This window comes from Streptomyces wuyuanensis (assembly GCF_900103455.1).
Lineage (GTDB): Bacteria > Actinomycetota > Actinomycetes > Streptomycetales > Streptomycetaceae > Streptomyces > Streptomyces wuyuanensis.
This window is the reverse complement of sequence record NZ_FNHI01000030.1, coordinates 1-16,662: the sequence shown is the minus strand read 5'-3', so window position 1 is coordinate 16,662 and position 16,662 is coordinate 1. Positions and strand designations below refer to the sequence as shown.

At 70.7% G+C, this 16,662-nt stretch carries 16 protein-coding genes and 2 rRNA genes; 3 read left to right on the top strand and 15 right to left on the bottom strand.

Going from position 1 to position 16,662, the window contains the following annotated elements:
* Positions 1–70 precede the first annotated feature (70 nt).
* From BLT82_RS32775 to BLT82_RS32755, 5 genes are all read right to left on the bottom strand, one after another.
* Positions 71–1,729: a bifunctional uroporphyrinogen-III C-methyltransferase/uroporphyrinogen-III synthase gene (locus tag BLT82_RS32775; protein WP_093661524.1), complete on the bottom strand. Its 1,659-nt coding sequence runs from the start codon at positions 1,727–1,729 to the stop codon at positions 71–73.
* On the bottom strand, positions 1,726–2,703 hold the full coding sequence (gene hemC / locus BLT82_RS32770) for a hydroxymethylbilane synthase (RefSeq protein WP_093661522.1): 978 nt from the start codon (positions 2,701–2,703) through the stop codon (positions 1,726–1,728). The genes BLT82_RS32775 and hemC overlap by 4 nt, the downstream gene beginning before the upstream one ends.
* A complete protein-coding gene (locus tag BLT82_RS32765; protein ID WP_093661519.1) occupies positions 2,700–4,055 on the bottom strand; it encodes a glutamyl-tRNA reductase in 1,356 nt (451 codons plus the stop codon). The genes hemC and BLT82_RS32765 overlap by 4 nt, the downstream gene beginning before the upstream one ends.
* Positions 4,052–4,825: a redox-sensing transcriptional repressor Rex gene (locus BLT82_RS32760; RefSeq protein WP_093661517.1), complete on the bottom strand. Its 774-nt coding sequence runs from the start codon at positions 4,823–4,825 to the stop codon at positions 4,052–4,054. Before BLT82_RS32760 ends, BLT82_RS32765 begins: the two co-directional genes overlap by 4 nt.
* Positions 4,826–5,096: 271 nt before the next feature.
* Entirely contained in the window at positions 5,097–5,372 is a 276-nt protein-coding gene (locus BLT82_RS32755; protein ID WP_093661515.1) for a glutaredoxin family protein, read from the bottom strand.
* Between the two features lie 126 nt (positions 5,373–5,498).
* On the opposite strand from BLT82_RS32755, the gene BLT82_RS32750 reads away from it, so the two are divergent.
* The 3 genes from BLT82_RS32750 (at position 5,499) to BLT82_RS32740 (ending at position 9,253) form a co-directional block, all read left to right on the top strand.
* Positions 5,499–6,446: an HAD family hydrolase gene (locus tag BLT82_RS32750; protein ID WP_093661513.1), complete on the top strand. Its 948-nt coding sequence runs from the start codon at positions 5,499–5,501 to the stop codon at positions 6,444–6,446.
* Positions 6,447–6,917: 471 nt separating this feature from the next.
* Positions 6,918–7,754 (top strand): ECF subfamily RNA polymerase sigma factor, BldN family, encoded by an 837-nt coding sequence (locus BLT82_RS32745; protein ID WP_093661511.1) that lies wholly within the window; start codon positions 6,918–6,920, stop codon positions 7,752–7,754.
* Between the two features lie 299 nt (positions 7,755–8,053).
* On the top strand, positions 8,054–9,253 hold the full coding sequence (locus tag BLT82_RS32740) for a DUF5667 domain-containing protein (protein ID WP_093661509.1): 1,200 nt from the start codon (positions 8,054–8,056) through the stop codon (positions 9,251–9,253).
* Positions 9,254–9,398: 145 nt separating this feature from the next.
* Here the strand turns inward: BLT82_RS32740 and BLT82_RS32735 are convergent, their stop codons facing one another.
* The 10 genes from BLT82_RS32735 to BLT82_RS32690 all read right to left on the bottom strand — a co-directional run.
* The gene (locus BLT82_RS32735; RefSeq protein ID WP_093661507.1) at positions 9,399–10,487 is read right to left on the bottom strand and encodes a lysophospholipid acyltransferase family protein; all 1,089 of its coding nucleotides are present in this window, start codon (positions 10,485–10,487) and stop codon (positions 9,399–9,401) included.
* Positions 10,488–10,502: 15 nt separating this feature from the next.
* On the bottom strand, positions 10,503–11,558 hold the full coding sequence (locus BLT82_RS32730) for an NAD-dependent epimerase/dehydratase family protein (RefSeq protein ID WP_093661505.1): 1,056 nt from the start codon (positions 11,556–11,558) through the stop codon (positions 10,503–10,505).
* 186 nt (positions 11,559–11,744) lie between these two features.
* Positions 11,745–11,843 carry a 30S ribosomal protein bS22 gene (locus BLT82_RS32725; RefSeq protein ID WP_003948845.1) on the bottom strand — a complete coding sequence of 33 codons (99 nt, stop codon included), beginning with the start codon at positions 11,841–11,843 and terminating at the stop codon, positions 11,745–11,747.
* Positions 11,844–11,953: 110 nt separating this feature from the next.
* Entirely contained in the window at positions 11,954–12,163 is a 210-nt protein-coding gene (locus BLT82_RS32720) for a helix-turn-helix domain-containing protein (protein WP_158687078.1), read from the bottom strand.
* A gap of 128 nt (positions 12,164–12,291) precedes the next feature.
* Complete coding sequence (locus BLT82_RS32715) at positions 12,292–13,107, bottom strand: phosphatase (RefSeq protein WP_093661503.1); 816 nt, start codon at positions 13,105–13,107, stop codon at positions 12,292–12,294.
* Positions 13,108–13,198: 91 nt separating this feature from the next.
* The gene (locus tag BLT82_RS32710; protein ID WP_093661501.1) at positions 13,199–14,374 is read right to left on the bottom strand and encodes an acetoin utilization protein AcuC; all 1,176 of its coding nucleotides are present in this window, start codon (positions 14,372–14,374) and stop codon (positions 13,199–13,201) included.
* The gene (locus BLT82_RS32705; protein WP_093661499.1) at positions 14,325–15,563 is read right to left on the bottom strand and encodes an MFS transporter; all 1,239 of its coding nucleotides are present in this window, start codon (positions 15,561–15,563) and stop codon (positions 14,325–14,327) included. The genes BLT82_RS32710 and BLT82_RS32705 overlap by 50 nt, the downstream gene beginning before the upstream one ends.
* 43 nt (positions 15,564–15,606) lie before the next feature.
* The gene (locus tag BLT82_RS32700; RefSeq protein WP_093661497.1) at positions 15,607–16,251 is read right to left on the bottom strand and encodes an HAD family hydrolase; all 645 of its coding nucleotides are present in this window, start codon (positions 16,249–16,251) and stop codon (positions 15,607–15,609) included.
* A gap of 100 nt (positions 16,252–16,351) precedes the next feature.
* Positions 16,352–16,468: ribosomal RNA gene (gene rrf / locus BLT82_RS32695) — 5S ribosomal RNA — on the bottom strand.
* 87 nt (positions 16,469–16,555) lie between these two features.
* Positions 16,556–16,662 (bottom strand): 23S ribosomal RNA (locus tag BLT82_RS32690); the annotation flags it as partial.

The window sequence follows — 16,662 nt, the reverse complement described above, 5'->3', positions numbered from 1 at the left end:
CGGTCCAGAAGGAACGGAAAGGGGCCACGGGGAACAACCCCGCGACCCCTTCCGATCACGTCCTACGACCTCACGTCGTACGGCGCCTGCGCGCTCCCGGACGCCGCTCGCTCGGCCGCGTCACCGGGTCGCCTGCCTCCAGCGCGGCCTCCCGGCGCCGCGCGCCGAACTCGGCGAGCGCCTCGGCCAGCTTGTGCACCGACGGCTCCGGCGACAGCACGTCCACCCGCAGCCCGTGCTCCTCGGCCGTCTTCGCGGTCGCGGGCCCGATACAGGCGATCACCGTCACGTTGTGCGGCTTGCCGGCGATGCCGACCAGGTTCCGCACGGTGGACGACGAGGTGAAGAGCACGGCGTCGAACCCGCCGCCCTTGATCGCTTCCCGGGTCTCCGCCGGCGGCGGCGAGGCCCGCACGGTCCGGTAGGCCGTGACGTCGTCGACCTCCCAGCCCAGCTCGATCAGGCCCGCCACCAGGGTCTCGGTGGCGATGTCAGCCCGCGGCAGGAACACCCGGTCGATCGGGTCGAACACCGGGTCGTACGGCGGCCAGTCCTCCAGCAGGCCCGCCGCCGACTGCTCGCCGCTCGGCACCAGGTCCGGCTTGACGCCGAACTCGATCAGCGAGCGCGCCGTCTGCTCGCCCACCGCAGCGACCTTGATCCCGGCGAAGGCGCGGGCGTCCAGCCCGTACTCCTCGAACTTCTCCCGCACCGCCTTCACGGCGTTGACCGAGGTGAAGGCGATCCACTCGTAGCGGCCGGTCACCAGTCCCTTGACCGCGCGCTCCATCTGCTGCGGCGTACGAGGCGGCTCGACGGCGATCGTCGGAACCTCATGCGGCACGGCGCCGTAGGACCTGAGCTGGTCGGAGAGCGAGGCGGCCTGCTCCTTCGTGCGCGGCACGAGCACCTTCCAGCCGAACAGCGGCTTGGACTCGAACCAGGCGAGCTGGTCGCGCTGGGCGGCGGCACTGCGCTCACCGACCACGGCTATGACCGGCCGGTGGCCCTCGGGCGACGGCAGGACCTTGCCCTGCTTGAAGACCTGGGCGATCGTGCCGAGCGTCGCATTCCACGTCCGCTGCCGCGTCGTCGTACCGGCGACCGTCACCGTCAGCGGGGTGTCGGGCTTGCGCCCGGCCGTCACCAGCTCCCCGGCGGCCGACGCCACGGCGTCCAGCGTCGTGGACACGACGACGGTCCCGTCGGAGGCACCGACCTCGGTCCAGCAGCGCGCGTCCGCCGTCCGGGCGTCGATGAACCGCACGTCCGTGCCCTGTGCGTCACGCAGCGGCACTCCCGCGTAGGCGGGCACGCCCACGGCGGTCGCCACACCCGGCACGACCTCGAAGGGGATCCCCTCGGCGGCGCAGGCGAGCATCTCGGCGCCCGCGTCGCCGTCGAGCCCGGGGTCCCCGCTCACGGCACGGACCACCCGCTTGCCGCCCCGCACGGCCTCCATGACAAGATTGGCCGCGTCCCTCAACACCGGGACACCGGCGGTTGTTGAGGCATCGTCAACAACCGTCAGCTCAGGCGTGCTCACTCCGGCGCGCGCGTGGCCGCGAACGACGTCGAGGACTTCCGGCTCGGCGATCAATACGTCCGCGCCCGCCAGCGCCTCGACGGCGCGCAGCGTCAGCAGGCCCGGATCACCGGGACCGGCGCCGAGGAAGGTGACCTGCCCGTGTACGGGACCAGCCGGGACGTTCGAGGTGGTGGGGCTCAAAGTGCTCGCTCCCCCATAAGACCGGCCGCGCCCTTGGCGAGCATCTCGGAGGCGAGTTCGCGCCCGAGTGCCACGGCTTCGTCGTGCGACGTGGGCACGGGACCGGTGATGGACAGCTGCACCAGCGTGGAACCGTCGGTGGTACCGACGACACCCCGCAGGCGCATTTCATGAACAGCCTGTTCGTCGGCAGGCAGGTCGGCCAGCGCCCCCACGGGCGCGCTGCAGCCGGCCTCCAGGGCCGCGAGCAGGGACCGCTCGGCGGTCACGGCGGCCCGGGTGTGCGGGTCGTCGAGCTCGGCGAGCGTGGCGGCGAGGGCGGTGTCGGCCGCCGGGCACTCCACCGCCAGGGCCCCCTGACCGGGGGCGGGCAGGATCGCGTCGACCGGCAGGAAGTCGGTCGCCTCGTCGATCCGGCCGATACGGTTCAGGCCGGCCGCGGCGAGAACCACCGCGTCCAGTTCCCCGCTCCGCACGAAACCGATGCGGGTGTCGACGTTCCCGCGGATCGGCACGGTCTCGATCTGCAGCCCGTGCGAGCGGGCGTACGCGTTGAGCTGCGCCATCCGGCGCGGCGAGCCGGTGCCGATCCGGGCGCCCTGCGGCAACCGGTCCAGCGTCAGCCCGTCCCGGGCGACCAGGACGTCACGCGGGTCCTCCCGCCGCGGGATCGCGGCCAGTGCGAGGTCGCCCGGCTGCGTGGTCGGCAGGTCCTTCAGGGAGTGCACCGCGAAGTCGACCTCTCCCGCGAGCAGCGCGTCGCGCAGCGCGGTGACGAACACACCGGTGCCGCCGATCTGCGCCAGCTGCTCGCGCGAGGTGTCGCCGTACGTGGTGATCTCCACCAGCTCGACGGGGCGGCCGGTCAGCCGCCGCACCGCCTCCGCCACATGCCCGGACTGGGCCATGGCGAGCTTGCTGCGCCTGGTTCCGAGCCGCAGGGGCCGCTCGGTCCCCGATGCCCTCTCGGTCATACTCGCCCTCGGTTCTTGATGTCGGCGTCGGTGACGTCGGCCCGGCTGACGGAGGCGACCGTCTCCGGGTCGAGGTCGAAGAGTGTGCGCAGCGCGTCCGCGTACCCGGCGCCGCCGGGCTCGGCCGCGAGCTGCTTGATCCGCACGGTGGGCGCGTGCAGGAGCTTGTCCACGACCCGGCGGACGGTCTGGGAGACCTCGGCGCGCTGGCGCTCGTCCAGGTCGGGCAGCCGGCCCTCCAGCCGGGCGATCTCGCCGGCCACGACATCGGCGGCCATGGTGCGCAGGGCGACCACGGTCGGGGTGATGTGCGCGGCACGCTGGGCGGCGCCGAACGCGGCGACCTCGGCGGCCACGATGGTCCGCACCCGGTCGACGTCGGCGGCCATGGGGGCGTCCGCGGACGCCTCGGCGAGCGATTCGATGTCGACGAGCCGTACCCCGTCGAGCCGGTGGACCGCGGCGTCGATGTCCCGGGGCATGGCGAGGTCGAGCAGCGCCAGCGGTCCATCACGGCCGTCCAGCGCGGCCTCGACCTCCTCGGCCCTCAGCACCAGCCCGGTCGCGCCCGTGCAGGAGACGACGACGTCGGCACGTGCCAGTTCGCCGCCGACCGAGGCCATGTCGACCGCGCGGGCGCGGACGCCCGTCCCGCCGGGTTCGGTCAGGATCTGCACCAGCCGCTCGGCGCGCTCACGGGTGCGGTTCGCGACGACGATCTCGGCGACGCCCGCACGCGCCAGCGTGGCCGCGGCGAGCGAGGACATCGACCCCGCACCGATGACGAGCGCGGTCCGGCCGGCGGCCCACTCCTCGGTGGGCGTGCCGTCCGCCAGCTGCTCCAGGCCGAAGGTGACGAGCGACTGCCCGGCCCGGTCGATCCCGGTCTCGCTGTGGGCACGCTTGCCGACGCGCAGGGACTGCTGGAACAGGTCGTTCAGCAGCCTGCCCGCGCTGTGCAGCTCCTGGCCGAGCGCGAGGGAGTCCTTGATCTGGCCGAGGATCTGGCCCTCGCCGACGACCATCGAGTCCAGTCCGCAGGCCACCGAGAACAGATGGTGGACGGCCCGGTCCTCGTAGTGCACGTACAGATAGGGGGTGAGCTCCTCCAGCCCGACGCCGCTGTGCTGGGACAGCAGCGTCGACAGCTCGGCGACACCGGCGTGGAACTTGTCCACGTCGGCGTAGAGCTCGATCCGGTTGCAGGTGGCGAGGACGGCCGCTTCCGCCGCGGGCTCCGCGGCGAGCGTGTCCTGCAGCAGCTTGCCCTGCGTGTCCGCGGAGAGCGAGGCCCGCTCCAGGACGCTGACCGGGGCGCTGCGGTGGCTGAGGCCGACGACGAGGAGGCTCATGCCGGCATCACGGCGGGTACGTCCCCGTCGGGTCCCTTCCGGCCGTCGGCCGCGGCGGCGGCGCCGGTCGGGGCGGCGGGCGGCACCGCGGCCTCGCCCTCGGTCTCCTCGCCGGCCTTGCGCTGCTCGTGGAAGGCGAGGATCTGCAGCTCGATCGAGAGGTCGACCTTGCGCACGTCCACGCCGTCCGGCACCGAGAGCACGGTGGGGGCGAAGTTGAGGATGGACGTCACACCGGCGGCGACGAGCCGTTCGCACACCTGCTGGGCGGCGCCCGCGGGGGTCGCGATGACCCCGATGGACACGCCGTTGTCCGAGATGATCTTCTCCAGCTCGTCCGTGTGCTGGACGGGGATGCCGGCGACCGGCTTCCCGGCCATCGCCGGGTCGGCGTCGATCAGCGCGGCCACGCGGAAGCCTCGGGAGGCGAAACCGCCGTAGTTGGCGAGCGCGGCGCCGAGGTTTCCGATACCGACGATCACAACCGGCCAGTCCTGGGTCAGGCCGAGCTCACGGGAGATCTGGTAGACGAGGTACTCGACGTCGTACCCGACGCCGCGGGTCCCGTAGGAACCGAGGTACGAGAAGTCCTTGCGCAGCTTCGCGGAATTGACCCCCGCTGCGGCAGCGAGCTCCTCCGAGGAGACCGTCGGCACGGATCGCTCCGACAGCGCGGTCAGCGCGCGGAGGTACAGCGGAAGCCGGGCGACGGTGGCCTCGGGGATTCCTCGGCTGCGAGTCGCCGGTCGGTGGGTTCGGCCAGTTGCCACGGTGCTCCTGCGGGATGAGCGAGGCTGGCGGCCATGCGTCCCAGGACCGCCCCGTCGAGAGCAGGCTATGTCTTTGTGAACGCGTGCACAAAGATGGTGTCCGCTTTGTCCGTGCAAAGTGACCGGGGTCACGCGAGTCGATCGCGCCATTCCGGAACCGGCCACGATGGGCATCCGCGGAGAATCCGAAGGAGGCAAAGCGGTACACACTCCTCACGGCCACGCCCCCGAGACCCCAACAAAACGCCCACGATGGTAGCCGCCTTTCCGGTCACGCCCCCAGTTCGCGGCGGAGCCGGCCGGCGTCCACGCGCCAGAACGTGTGCTGTTCCCCGTCCACCAGCACCACCGGGATCTGCTCCCAGTACTCCCGGTGCAGCTCCTCGTCCTGGGTGATGTCCTTCTCCTCCCAGGACGCGCCCGTCTCGGCGCACACCTGCTCGACCACGGACCGCGCGTCGTCACAGAGATGACACCCGGGCTTCCCGATCAGGGTCACCACACGGTCACCGGCCTTCTTCTTGCCACGCCGCAGCAGAGGAGTCATGCCCCCCATTCTCCGCCCCACGGCGACACGCCCGAATGGCCCCTTTAACAATCCGGCTGCGGAGAGTTCACGCCCCCGCATCCCGGCGAGTCGGGAACTGCCGAACGGACTGGCTATGCTCACGACATGGCCGCACTGGGATGGCTCACCCCCCGTAGGCGCTCCTCCACCGCCCGGAGCGTTCTCGCCGGCGAGGCCGCTGCCGAGGCAGCACGCAAGACGTCGCAGCAGTTCGAGGCGGACGCCCGGGCCGGGACCGACGCGGACACCGCGCCGGCCGAGCCCGACTTCCCCGTGTTCGGGGATGTCAGCGCCGCGGCGTTCTTCGACCTGGACAACACCGTCATGCAGGGCGCCGCGATCTTCCACTTCGGCCGCGGCCTGTACAAGCGGAAGTTCTTCCAGCGGCGGGAGCTGGCCAGGTTCGCCTGGCAGCAGACGTGGTTCCGGATCGCGGGCGTCGAGGACCCCGAGCACATGCAGGACGTGCGCGAGTCCGCACTCTCCATCGTCAAGGGCCACCGCGTCTCCGAACTGATGTCGATCGGCGAGGAGATCTACGACGAGTACATGGCGGACCGCATCTGGCCGGGCACCCGCGCCCTCGCGCAGGCCCACCTCGACGCGGGCCAGAAGGTGTGGCTGGTCACCGCCGCGCCGGTGGAGACCGCGACGATCATCGCCCGCCGGCTCGGGCTGACCGGCGCGCTCGGCACGGTCGCCGAGTCCGTCGACGGCGTCTACACCGGCAGGCTCGTGGGCGAACCGCTGCACGGCCCGGCCAAGGCCGAGGCGGTACGGGCCCTCGCGGGCGCCGAGAACCTCGACCTGTCGCGCTGCGCCGCCTACAGCGATTCGCACAACGACATTCCGATGCTCTCCCTCGTGGGGCATCCGTACGCCATCAACCCGGACACCAAGCTGCGCAAGCACGCCCGTGAGCGCGACTGGCGGCTGCGCGACTACCGCACGGGCCGCAAGGCGGCGAAGGTCGGCATCCCGGCCGCCGCGGGAGTCGGCGCCCTCGCGGGCGGTACGGCCGCGGCCGTCGCCCTGCACCGCCGCCGCCGCTGACCGCGCGGCGCCGAACGCGCCGCCCCGCCCGGCGCCCGCGCGGTGGCGTCGCAACTCTGCGTATCAGTGCCCGCGTTTCGGTTCCGACCGCCGCACTCCCGGCCGGTCCCGACCGGCGCGGAACCCCGCACCCCGCGTGTCCTGCGGCGACGCACAGCAAGCGGCACCCGGCATTCCGGGGGTCCTACCCCCGCACGCCTCCCGCCAGTCCTGATGCTCTCGGACGAACACAACCCATCGCGCCCCACGGCAGATGACGAAGTAATCCGATCAGCAAGCGATCACAATCTGCGACTGAATGTGCTGCTTCGTCGTAACAGAAGCGACGGATTCGATGATTTGAGCAACTGGGTGTAGCACTGCCTGTACGAAGCGTTATTCTCCTCAGACGCACATGGACCCCCACACGTCGCCACGACGAGTGAACGGTCCCGTACAGCACGTGATGGAAGCTCTGCCTCTGGGAGTCCCGTGTACCCACACGTCGGGGTTGACGCCTCGGGCCTGGCTACGCTGCGCGCAGTGGTCATCGACCACCTGCGCGGCTTCGTCCCCACCGCGTACGCCGTCCCCGCCTTCGCCGCGAGCCCTGCCGCCCTCGGCCCTGCCGGTCCCTGCTACGCCCTGGCCGACCGCATCGAGAAGGTGCCGGCCCGCAGCGGCGCGGTCGACGGCCGGTCGGGCGAGCGAGAGGCGGGCAGACGAAGCGGCCGGCACGCCGCCACCTCGACCACCGCCCGCCGGCCGAGCGCCGACAGCGACAGCGCGCGGATGATGGAGCTGGTCGAGCGCGCCCAGGCCGGCGAGGCCGAGGCCTTCGGCCGGCTCTACGACCAGTACAGCGACACCGTCTACCGCTACATCTACTACCGGGTCGGCGGAAAGGCGACAGCCGAGGACCTCACCAGCGAGACCTTCCTCCGCGCCCTTCGCCGAATCTCGACGTTCACCTGGCAGGGCCGCGACTTCGGCGCCTGGCTGGTCACGATCGCGCGCAACCTGGTCGCCGACCACTTCAAATCGAGCCGATTCCGGCTGGAAGTGACCACCGGCGAGATGCTCGACGCCAACGAGGTCGAGCGCAGCCCCGAGGAGTCGGTGCTGGAGTCGCTCTCCAACGCCGCGCTGCTCGAAGCGGTCCGCAAGCTCAATCCGCAGCAGCAGGAGTGCGTCACCCTCCGCTTCCTCCAGGGCCTCTCGGTCGCCGAGACCGCCCGCGTGATGGGCAAGAACGAGGGTGCGATCAAGACCCTGCAGTACCGGGCCGTGCGCACTCTGGCACGGCTTCTGCCGGACGACGCCCGCTGACGTCCGCCGCCCGTTGACCCGTCCCGCCCCCACACCCCCACCGGCACCACCCCTCCCCCACGCGCCCGTCCCCGGCCCGTCCACCCTCAACTCACCATCCGTGAGCACTTGATGACGCACTGGTCCGATCATCCTCCGCGCGTAACCCAACTGCCGAGCCGCTCGTTGTGCGCAATGCAGGCTCCCTGCGGTCACGTCGTGCGCGCAGCCACTCACTCATTCGTGTGGATGTGCTCAAGTCGTGCAACCTTCCGGACCACCCGGGGAGTCGACCGTCATGACGAGAGGAGGTGCCGCCAGTGATCGCGAACGTTTCGGCGCACCGGCGGGCGAACGCCTTCGCCCAGGCCCTGGAGAACCAGACGCTCCGGGGCACGGCGGCCGAGCAGCCCGAGGATTCGGCCGAGCGGGCCGAACAGGGGCAGCTTTTGGCCCTGGCGAACGGCCTCGGCGAGCTGCCGAAGCCGGAGTTGGACCCCGATGTGAAGGTGGTGCAGCGAGCACAGCTCGTGGCCGCCATGGAAGCGATGCTCGCGGAGGGCTCCGCGTCCCGGGGCCCTACGGTCCCGGAGCAGCGGAGCTCCCGCCGCGGGGCGCATCGGGCCTCCCCGCTCCGGAAACTCCGTCCGCGCTCCCGGTGGTCCAAGGGCCTCGCGGCCGGCGGACTGACCGTCGGAGTGGCCGCAGGCGCCTTGGGCGGCGTGGCCGCCGCGAGCTCCGACGCCCTCCCCGGTGACTCCCTCTACGGGCTGAAGCGGGGCATGGAGGACCTGAAGCTCGGTATGGCCGACGACGACGCGGACCGCGGCGGGCTGTACCTCGACCAGGCCTCCACGCGGCTGAACGAGGCCCGCCGCCTCATGGAGCGCGGCCGCGCGGGCGAGCTGGACACCGAGTCGGTGAACGAGGTGCGGCGCACCTTGGGCGGCATGCGCCACGACGCCTCCGAGGGCCACCGGCTCCTGCACCAGGCGTACGAGCGGGACGGCTCGCTCGGCCCCATCGCCACCCTGTCCTCCTTCGCGAACAGCCACCGCGACGTGTGGAACGGGCTCCGGGACCGGTTGCCCGCCCAGCTCACGGACGTCGGCGACGAAGTGAGTTCGGTGTTCGACGCCATAGACCAGGAGGTGGGTCCCCTCCGGTCGCTGCTGCCCCGTGCCCCCGAGGCGGAGCGACAGGGATCCAGCCGACCCGGATCGTCCCCGCAGGACTCCTCGAGTGCCTCGGCGGCGTATCCCTCCGCACCCTCCTCGGCATCGGCCGGCAGCCCGGACGGGGAGCACATGCCCCAGCCGTCCGGCTCGGGCGCCGTGGAGGACGACCAGTTGATCGGGGGCAACACGGGCGGCCTGCTCAACCCCCCGCAGAACAGCACCTCCCCGTCACCGTCCGGAAGGCTCCCGGACCCGGCCGCGCCCGTGCCGGACGTGACGATCCCGCCACTGCTGCCGGGGCTCCTGCCGGGCCTGGGTCTCGACAGCGAGGACATGCCGTAGGCACCGGGCCCCGGGCCGGTGAATGGCAAAGGGCGGGGGCCGGATACGCTCGACGCGTATCCGGCCCCCGCCCTTTCGTCGGGGATCGCCCGCCCGCGTCGACCGGACAACCGGACGGGCGAGGAGAACAGGGCGGCCAGGGCGATCAGAAGAAGACGGACCGCCGCTGCACCAGCAGTTTGTACAGCGTGTGCTGGATCTGCTCCCGCACCTGGTCGGTGAGGTTGAACATCAGCATCGGGTCCTCGGCCGCCTCCGGGGGATAGCCGTCCGTCGGAATCGGCTCCCCGAACTGAATCGTCCACTTCGTCGGCAGCGGCACCGCACCCAGCGGCCCGAGCCACGGGAACGTCGGAGTGATCGGGAAATACGGGAACCCCAGCAGCCGCGCGAGTGTTTTCGCATTGCCGATCATCGGATAGATCTCCTCGGCCCCGACGATCGAGCAGGGCACGATCGGGACGCCCGCCCGCAGCGCCGTCGAGACGAAACCGCCCCGCCCGAAGCGCTGGAGCTTGTAACGCTCGCCGAACGGCTTCCCGATGCCCTTGAAGCCCTCCGGCATCACCCCGACGACCTCGCCGCGCTGCAGCAGCCGTTCCGCGTCCTCCGAGCACGCCAGCGTGTGCCCGGCCTTGCGCGCCAGTTCGTTTATCACCGGCAGCACGAAGACCAGGTCCGCGGCGAGCAGCCGCAGATGCCTCCCGGCCGGGTGGTTGTCGTGGACGGCCACCTGCATCATCAGCCCGTCCAGCGGCAGCGTCCCGGAGTGGTTGGCAACCACCAGCGCCCCGCCCTCCGACGGGATGTTCTCGATGCCCTTCACCTCGACCCGGAAGTACTTCGCGTACAGCGGCCGCAGCAGCGACATCAGCACCTGGTCGGTGAGCTCCCGGTCGTAGCCGAACTCGTCGACGTCGTAGTCGCCGGTGAGCCGACGGCGCAGAAACGCCAGCCCGCCCGCGATGCGCCGGTCCCAGCCGACATCAGCTCCGGGAGACCCCGGACCGCGCGGCGGTTGCGCGGACGCGCCCGTACCGCCACCGGCCGAGGCGTCCTTCGGCACCGCCCGTTCCCCGCCCAGCTGTCCCGGCACGGATCCGACCGGGATCTCACGCGCCGACTCGGCCACGGATTTCCGCCGGCCCGATCCGGCGCGGCGCCGCACCGAGCGCTGCGGTGCGCCGTTGCGCGACCGGTCGTCGTCGAACGGAATGACCTTGGCGTCCGCCATCGTTGCTCGCGCTCCTTATCCGGCGCTCTGTGGGGTGGCGCCACCGGCCGGCGACAGCGCGGCGACCTTGTCGACCGCCTTCGCCAGGGTCTCCGGCGGCAGCAGGCCCGGCCCGCGGCTGTGCGCGAAGTCCGCGAAGGCCTCCGCGGTCGTGTAGGCAGGGTTGAAGCCGAGTGTCTCGCGCATCTGCACGGTGCTGACCACCCGGCCGTGTGTGAGGAGCCGGATCTGCTCCGGCGAGAAGTCGGTGATGCCGACGGTACGCAGCGCCGAGCCGACCCAGGTCACGGCCGGCAGCAGCACCGGCACCGTGGGACGGCCGAGTCTGCGCGAGCACTGCGACAGCAGCAGTACGCCGTCGCCCGCGATGTTGAACGTGCCGCTGTTCAGCGTGCCGCGGCGGGGCTCGTGGGAGGCGATCCGCAGCACGTCGACGACGTCGTCCTCGTGGACGAACTGCAGCCGGGGGTCGTAGCCCAGGACGGTCGGCATGACCGGCAGCGAGAAGTAGTCCGCCAGCGGTGAGTCGGCGCGCGGCCCGAGGATGTTGGCGAAGCGCAGCACGCACACCGCCACATCCGGCCTGCGGCGCGCGAAGCCGCGCACGTACCCCTCGACCTCGACCGCGTCCTTGGCGAAGCCGCCGCTCGGCAGGGACTTGGGGGGCGTGGTCTCCGTGAAGACGGCCGGGTCGCGTGAGGCGGAGCCGTACACGCTCGTACTGGACTTCACGACCAGGCGCCGGACGGTCGGCGACTTCTGGCAGGCACCGAGCAGCTGCATGGTGCCGATGACGTTGGTCTCCTTGACCGCCGTACGGCCGCCGGAGCCGAGCGGTGTGCCCGTGACGTCCAGATGGACCACGGTGTCCACGTCGTGCTCGGCCAGTACGCGCGCTATGGCGGGCTGCCGGATGTCGGCCCGTACGAAATCGGCTCCGCCGAGATGATGCTCGGGAGTCACCGCGTCGACGCCCACCACCCGTTCCACTTCGGGGTCCCGCTGGATGCGGCGTACGAAGCGGCCCCCGAGCTGCCGGGCCACACCGGTGACAAGCACGACCTTGCCCAAGATCAGCGCCTTCCGTTCGGTCCTGGCTATGCGTCACCGTAGCGGGTTGACGTTGCGCTGTGATGACCGCAGGGCCTTCTTGCCCGCTCTTTGATCCCAACGCACGACACTGCCGGGCGGAGAAAGCACCGTGGCCCCTCCACCGCGCAGGTGAAAGGGGCCACGACGTTTGCGGACAGCTGCCGCTTACTTCTTGTTGCGACGCTGAACGCGCGTGCGCTTGAGCAGCTTGCGGTGCTTCTTCTTGGCCATCCGCTTGCGCCGCTTCTTGATAACAGAGCCCACGACTACCCTCGCTCACTTCTCTTCACTCGGTGCGGGGCGTCTGGGCCCACACGACCTACGTCGGCCTAGCCTACCGGCCCGAGCTCCGAGCTTGTAATCCGAGGGGCATCTCAGGCCGATTCGACCCCCACAAAGGACTCCCGGAGGTACTCGTGAACCGCTTGCTCCGGGACCCGGAAGGACCTGCCCACCCGGATCGCCGGCAGATGACCGCTGTGCACCAAGCGGTACACGGTCATCTTCGACACGCGCATCACCGAGGCGACTTCCGCCACGGTCAGGAACTTGACCTCGTTGAGAGGCCTTTCGCCAGCAGCCATGACCCACCTGTACCTTCCGCACACGACGCACACCGGCTTCCCCTCCGGTGACTCTTCGTCGCGGTGCGCTCACTCCCCAGAGTAGGGGCGGGTGGTGCGAGTGGGGAAGAGGAGCAGCCATCGGCCGTTTACTGTGACAGACACGCTCGATTGAGTACATAGCGAGTAAGCGGCTGGTAGTAATCGGACCGCACAGCGTCATCCAGCGGTACGGCCACCGACACATGCCCCTCCGCCTCGCCCACGAACAGCGCCGGATCGTCGGTGTCCGCCAGGCCGATGGCCTCGAAACCGAGCTGACCTGCGCCGCAGACCCAGCCGTGGTCGCCGACGACCAGCTCGGGCAGCGGGTCCCCGGACTCCGCGACAGCCTCCAGCGCGACCCGCACCGGGAGGGGTGAATGGGAGTGCACGCCGGTCTCACACCCCGGGTCCCGCGCTCCGGGTTCTCGCATCATCGCGACTCCCCGTACGTAGTCGAGGGTGTACGTGCGTACGCCGAACCGGGTCGTTATGTCGACACATCGGCCCTGCGCGGGTGTGAGAACGAGACAGCCCACCGCCGACATGGCGTCTGCCAGCGAGGCGTAGAACGCGAGCAGCCTGTGCGGATGACCGGTTCCGAACAGCACGGTCCCGCGCCGTTCTGCGACCGCGGCCAACCGCCCGGCGAAGGCGTCGAGCCCGCTCAACGTACGCTCGGGGTCGATGACATCGTGGCCGGAAACATGCGCAGGGTCCCCCGAGACCCCACACCTGTCCGCCATCAAAGCGAGCAGATCGCGCTCCGCCCAGGCCCGTTCGGGATCGAGCCCGAGCGTGGCTCTCGGGTCCCGCGCCGCGAACAGCCGGTAGCTCCGCAGGCTCGCCTCCCGGGTCGTGGCCACCGGGCCGGCGAGTCCCGCCGCCAACAGATGCGCCCGCAGCGCCCCTCTGCTCAACACAGCGACGATGGTCCCGCAACGCCCGGCGGCACACCCCGGAAACCCCGGCAAATCCCCACACTCGGCGTAACGCCCGGGGATCGCCCGCCCGCTACGCGAGCAGCCCCCGCAGCGGGAAGACCGCCCGACGGGTCGCGAGCACCGCCTGGTCCAGCCGGTCCGCCGGGTCGTAGCCGTCCTCCCAGGGCCGCCATGCCGGCGTGCGCCCGTCCGTCATCCGGCCGGGCCCCAACTGCCGTGTCCGCGCATACACCTCGTCCCGCCAGGAGGACGGGATCACCGACTCGGGGTCCACCGGCGCATGGGCCGCGATCCCCACCAGATGCGTCCAGGACCTCGGGACCACGTCCACGACGGCGTAACCGCCGCCGCCGAGCGCCACCCAGCGGCCGCCGTCGACGTACTCGTGCGCGAGCGAGTGGCAGGCCTCCTGCACCAGCCGCTGGGCGTCCAGGGACACCGCCAGATGCGCCAGCGGATCCTCGAAGTGCGTGTCCGCCCCGTGCTGCGTGACCAGAACCTGCGGCCGGAAGTCCGCCAGCAGCTCCGGTACGACGGCGTGGAAGGCACGCAGCCACCCCTCGTCCCCGGTCCCCGCCGGCAGCGCCACGTTCACCGCGGAGCCCTCGCCCGCCCCCGGACCGCCCGTCTCCTCCGGCCACCCCGTGCCCGGGAAGAGCATCCGGGGATGCTCGTGCAGGGAGATCGTCAGCACCCTCGGATCGTCCCAGAACGCCGCCTGCACGCCGTCGCCGTGATGCACGTCGACATCGACGTACGCGACCCGCTCGGCTCCCAGCTCCAGCAGCCGTGCGATCGCCAGCGAGGCGTCGTTGTAGATGCAGAATCCCGAAGCCGAACCCGGCATCGCGTGGTGCAGCCCGCCCGCGAAGTTCACGGCGTGCGGGGCCTCCCCCCGCCACACCGCCTCCGCCGCCCCTACGGACTGGCCGGCGATCGTCGCGGACACCTCGTGCATGCCCGCGAAGGCCGGGTCGTCCATCGTGCCCAGCCCGTACGCCTGGTCCGCATCCCGCGGGTTCGCCGACGCCGACCGCACTGCCGCCACGTAGTCCTCGCGGTGGACGAGCCGCAGCGTGGACTCGCCCGCGGGCTTGCCCGCCACCACGTCGACGGCGCGGTCCAGCCCGTACGCCCGCACCAAGCCCATGGTCAGCGCCAGCCGTACCGGATCCATCGGATGGCCGGCGCCGAAGTCATACTTCGTTACCGCTTCGTCCCACATCAACAGTGCGCGGCCGCTCATGGTCGACACCGTATCGGTCGGGCTCCGGCTCGAACGACCTGGCATACAGCAACGTCACGAGCACCAACAGCATCGGAACGAGCATCGCTCCCCGGTAGCTCCACGCATCCCCCAGTCCTCCGACCAACGGGGCCCCGATCAAGAACCCCACGTAGTTGAAGACGTTGAGCCGTGCCACGGCCGCGTTGCCGGCCCCTGGGCCCCCGTAGGACACGGCCCTCCGCCCCGCCGCTGCGAACGTCTGCGGCACGATCACGCACAGACCGAGCCCCAGCAGCGTGAAACCGGCAAGACCCGTCCACGGTCCGGGCGCCACCGCGACCACCGCGAACCCGACCGCCGCCAGGACCGACCCACAGCGCACCACGGCCGCGGTCCCGAACCGCCGGACTCCGAGGTCTCCCACCGCACGTCCGAGCAGCGTGGTCACCATGTAGGCGTTGTACGGGACCGTCGCCAGCTCCTCCGAACTCCCCAGCACGTCCTGGAGGTACTTGGCGCTCCAATTGGACACCGTGGAGTCCCCGATGTAGGCGAAGGCCATCACCAGGCACAGCGGAAGCAGCAGGCTGAACGGGACGGTGGCCCCCGCGTCCCGGCCGTCGGCGCTCTTCCCCGATTCGGAACCGCCTCCGTCCACGTACCACCGGCTCCCCAGCAGCACGGCGGGCAGCAGCACGAGCACCACCGGCAGATACGACACGGCGAGCGGCAGGTCCCGGTGGGCGCCCGCCCAGGAGAGGGACGCGCCGAGGATCCCACCGAGGCTGTAGGTGGCGTGGAAACCGAGCATGATGCTGCGGCCGTACGCCTGCTGCAGACTGACGCCGAGCATGTTCATCGAGGCATCCAGCGCGCCGACGGCGAGCCCGAACACCCCCAGTGCCAGGGCGATCTGCCACACACTGCTGCCGGCGCCCACGGCGAGCAGCGACAGCAGCACCACGGGCTGGGACCATCGGAGTACCGATCCCGGCGGCCGGCGCGCGACGAGCTTCTCGGTCGCCACGCTTCCGACACCGGCGAGGACGGGTACCGCCGCGAGGAAGAGCGGCAGCAGCCCGTCGGATATGCCATAGCGGTCCTGGATGGCGGGTATCCGCGTCACCAGGAGGGCGAAGGCCACACCCTGGGCGAAGAAACTCAGCGCCAACGAGGCCCGACCGTGCCGCAACCGCGCATCCGTCATGGCCGCACAGCGTAAGCCGCTCAGCTACCCATGGGTAGATGGATCACACGAGCAATCCCGGCAGCTCGCTCATGTCCGCGACGCAGCCGTTGACCCCGGGGAGCTTCTCGGCCGGCGTCATCGCGGTGAAGCCGTAGACGTCCATGCCCGCGGCCAGGGCCGCGGTCACACCGAGGGGGCTGTCCTCGACCACGACGCATCGCGCGGGAGGGACACCCATGCGCTCGGCGGCGTACAGGAACAGATCCGGCGCGGGTTTGCCGCGGCCCACGTCCTGGGCGCTGAAGACGTTCGCCTCGCGGAACCAGGTGTCCAGTCCGGTCTTCCGGTGGCCGACCCGGATGCGCTCATGGCTCCCGGAGGACGCGACGCAGTAGGGCACCCCGTCGGCCGCCAGCTTGCCCAGTACCTCGGGCACCCCTGCGACGGGCGTCAACTCGCGCTCGAAGGCGGCGAACACGCGAGTGTGCAGCGTCTCGTCGAAGTCTTCGGGAAGCCGCTTGCCCGTCCGCTCCAGCACGAGGTCATGAACCCGGTGCACCGCGGCGCCCATGTAGTCGCGCACGGATTCCGCGTAGGACGTGGGGTGCCCCAACTCGGTCAGATACGCGGCGAGGATCGAGTTCGACAACGGCTCGCTGTCGACGAGGACACCGTCGTTGTCGAAGATCACGAGGTCATAGCGCATGGCCCCAGCCTAGGAAACCGAGAACACGGTCGGGAAACGGTGGGCAACGCAAAAAGGCCTCAACCCCCGAGTGAAACCCGGGGGTTGAGGCTCAAAAATTGTTCGGCGGTGTCCTACTCTCCCACAGGGTCCCCCCTGCAGTACCATCGGCGCTGAAAGGCTTAGCTTCCGGGTTCGGAATGTAACCGGGCGTTTCCCTAACGCTATGACCACCGAAACACTATGAAGATGTCGAACCAGCCGACCAACACGTGGTCTCGGCATGTTCGTTACTTCAGAACTAACACAGTGGACGCGAGCAACTGAGGACAAGCCCTCGGCCTATTAGTACCGGTCAACTCCACCAGTCACCTGGCTTCCATATCCGGCCTATCAACCCAGTCGTCTACTGGGAGCCTTACCCCATCAAGT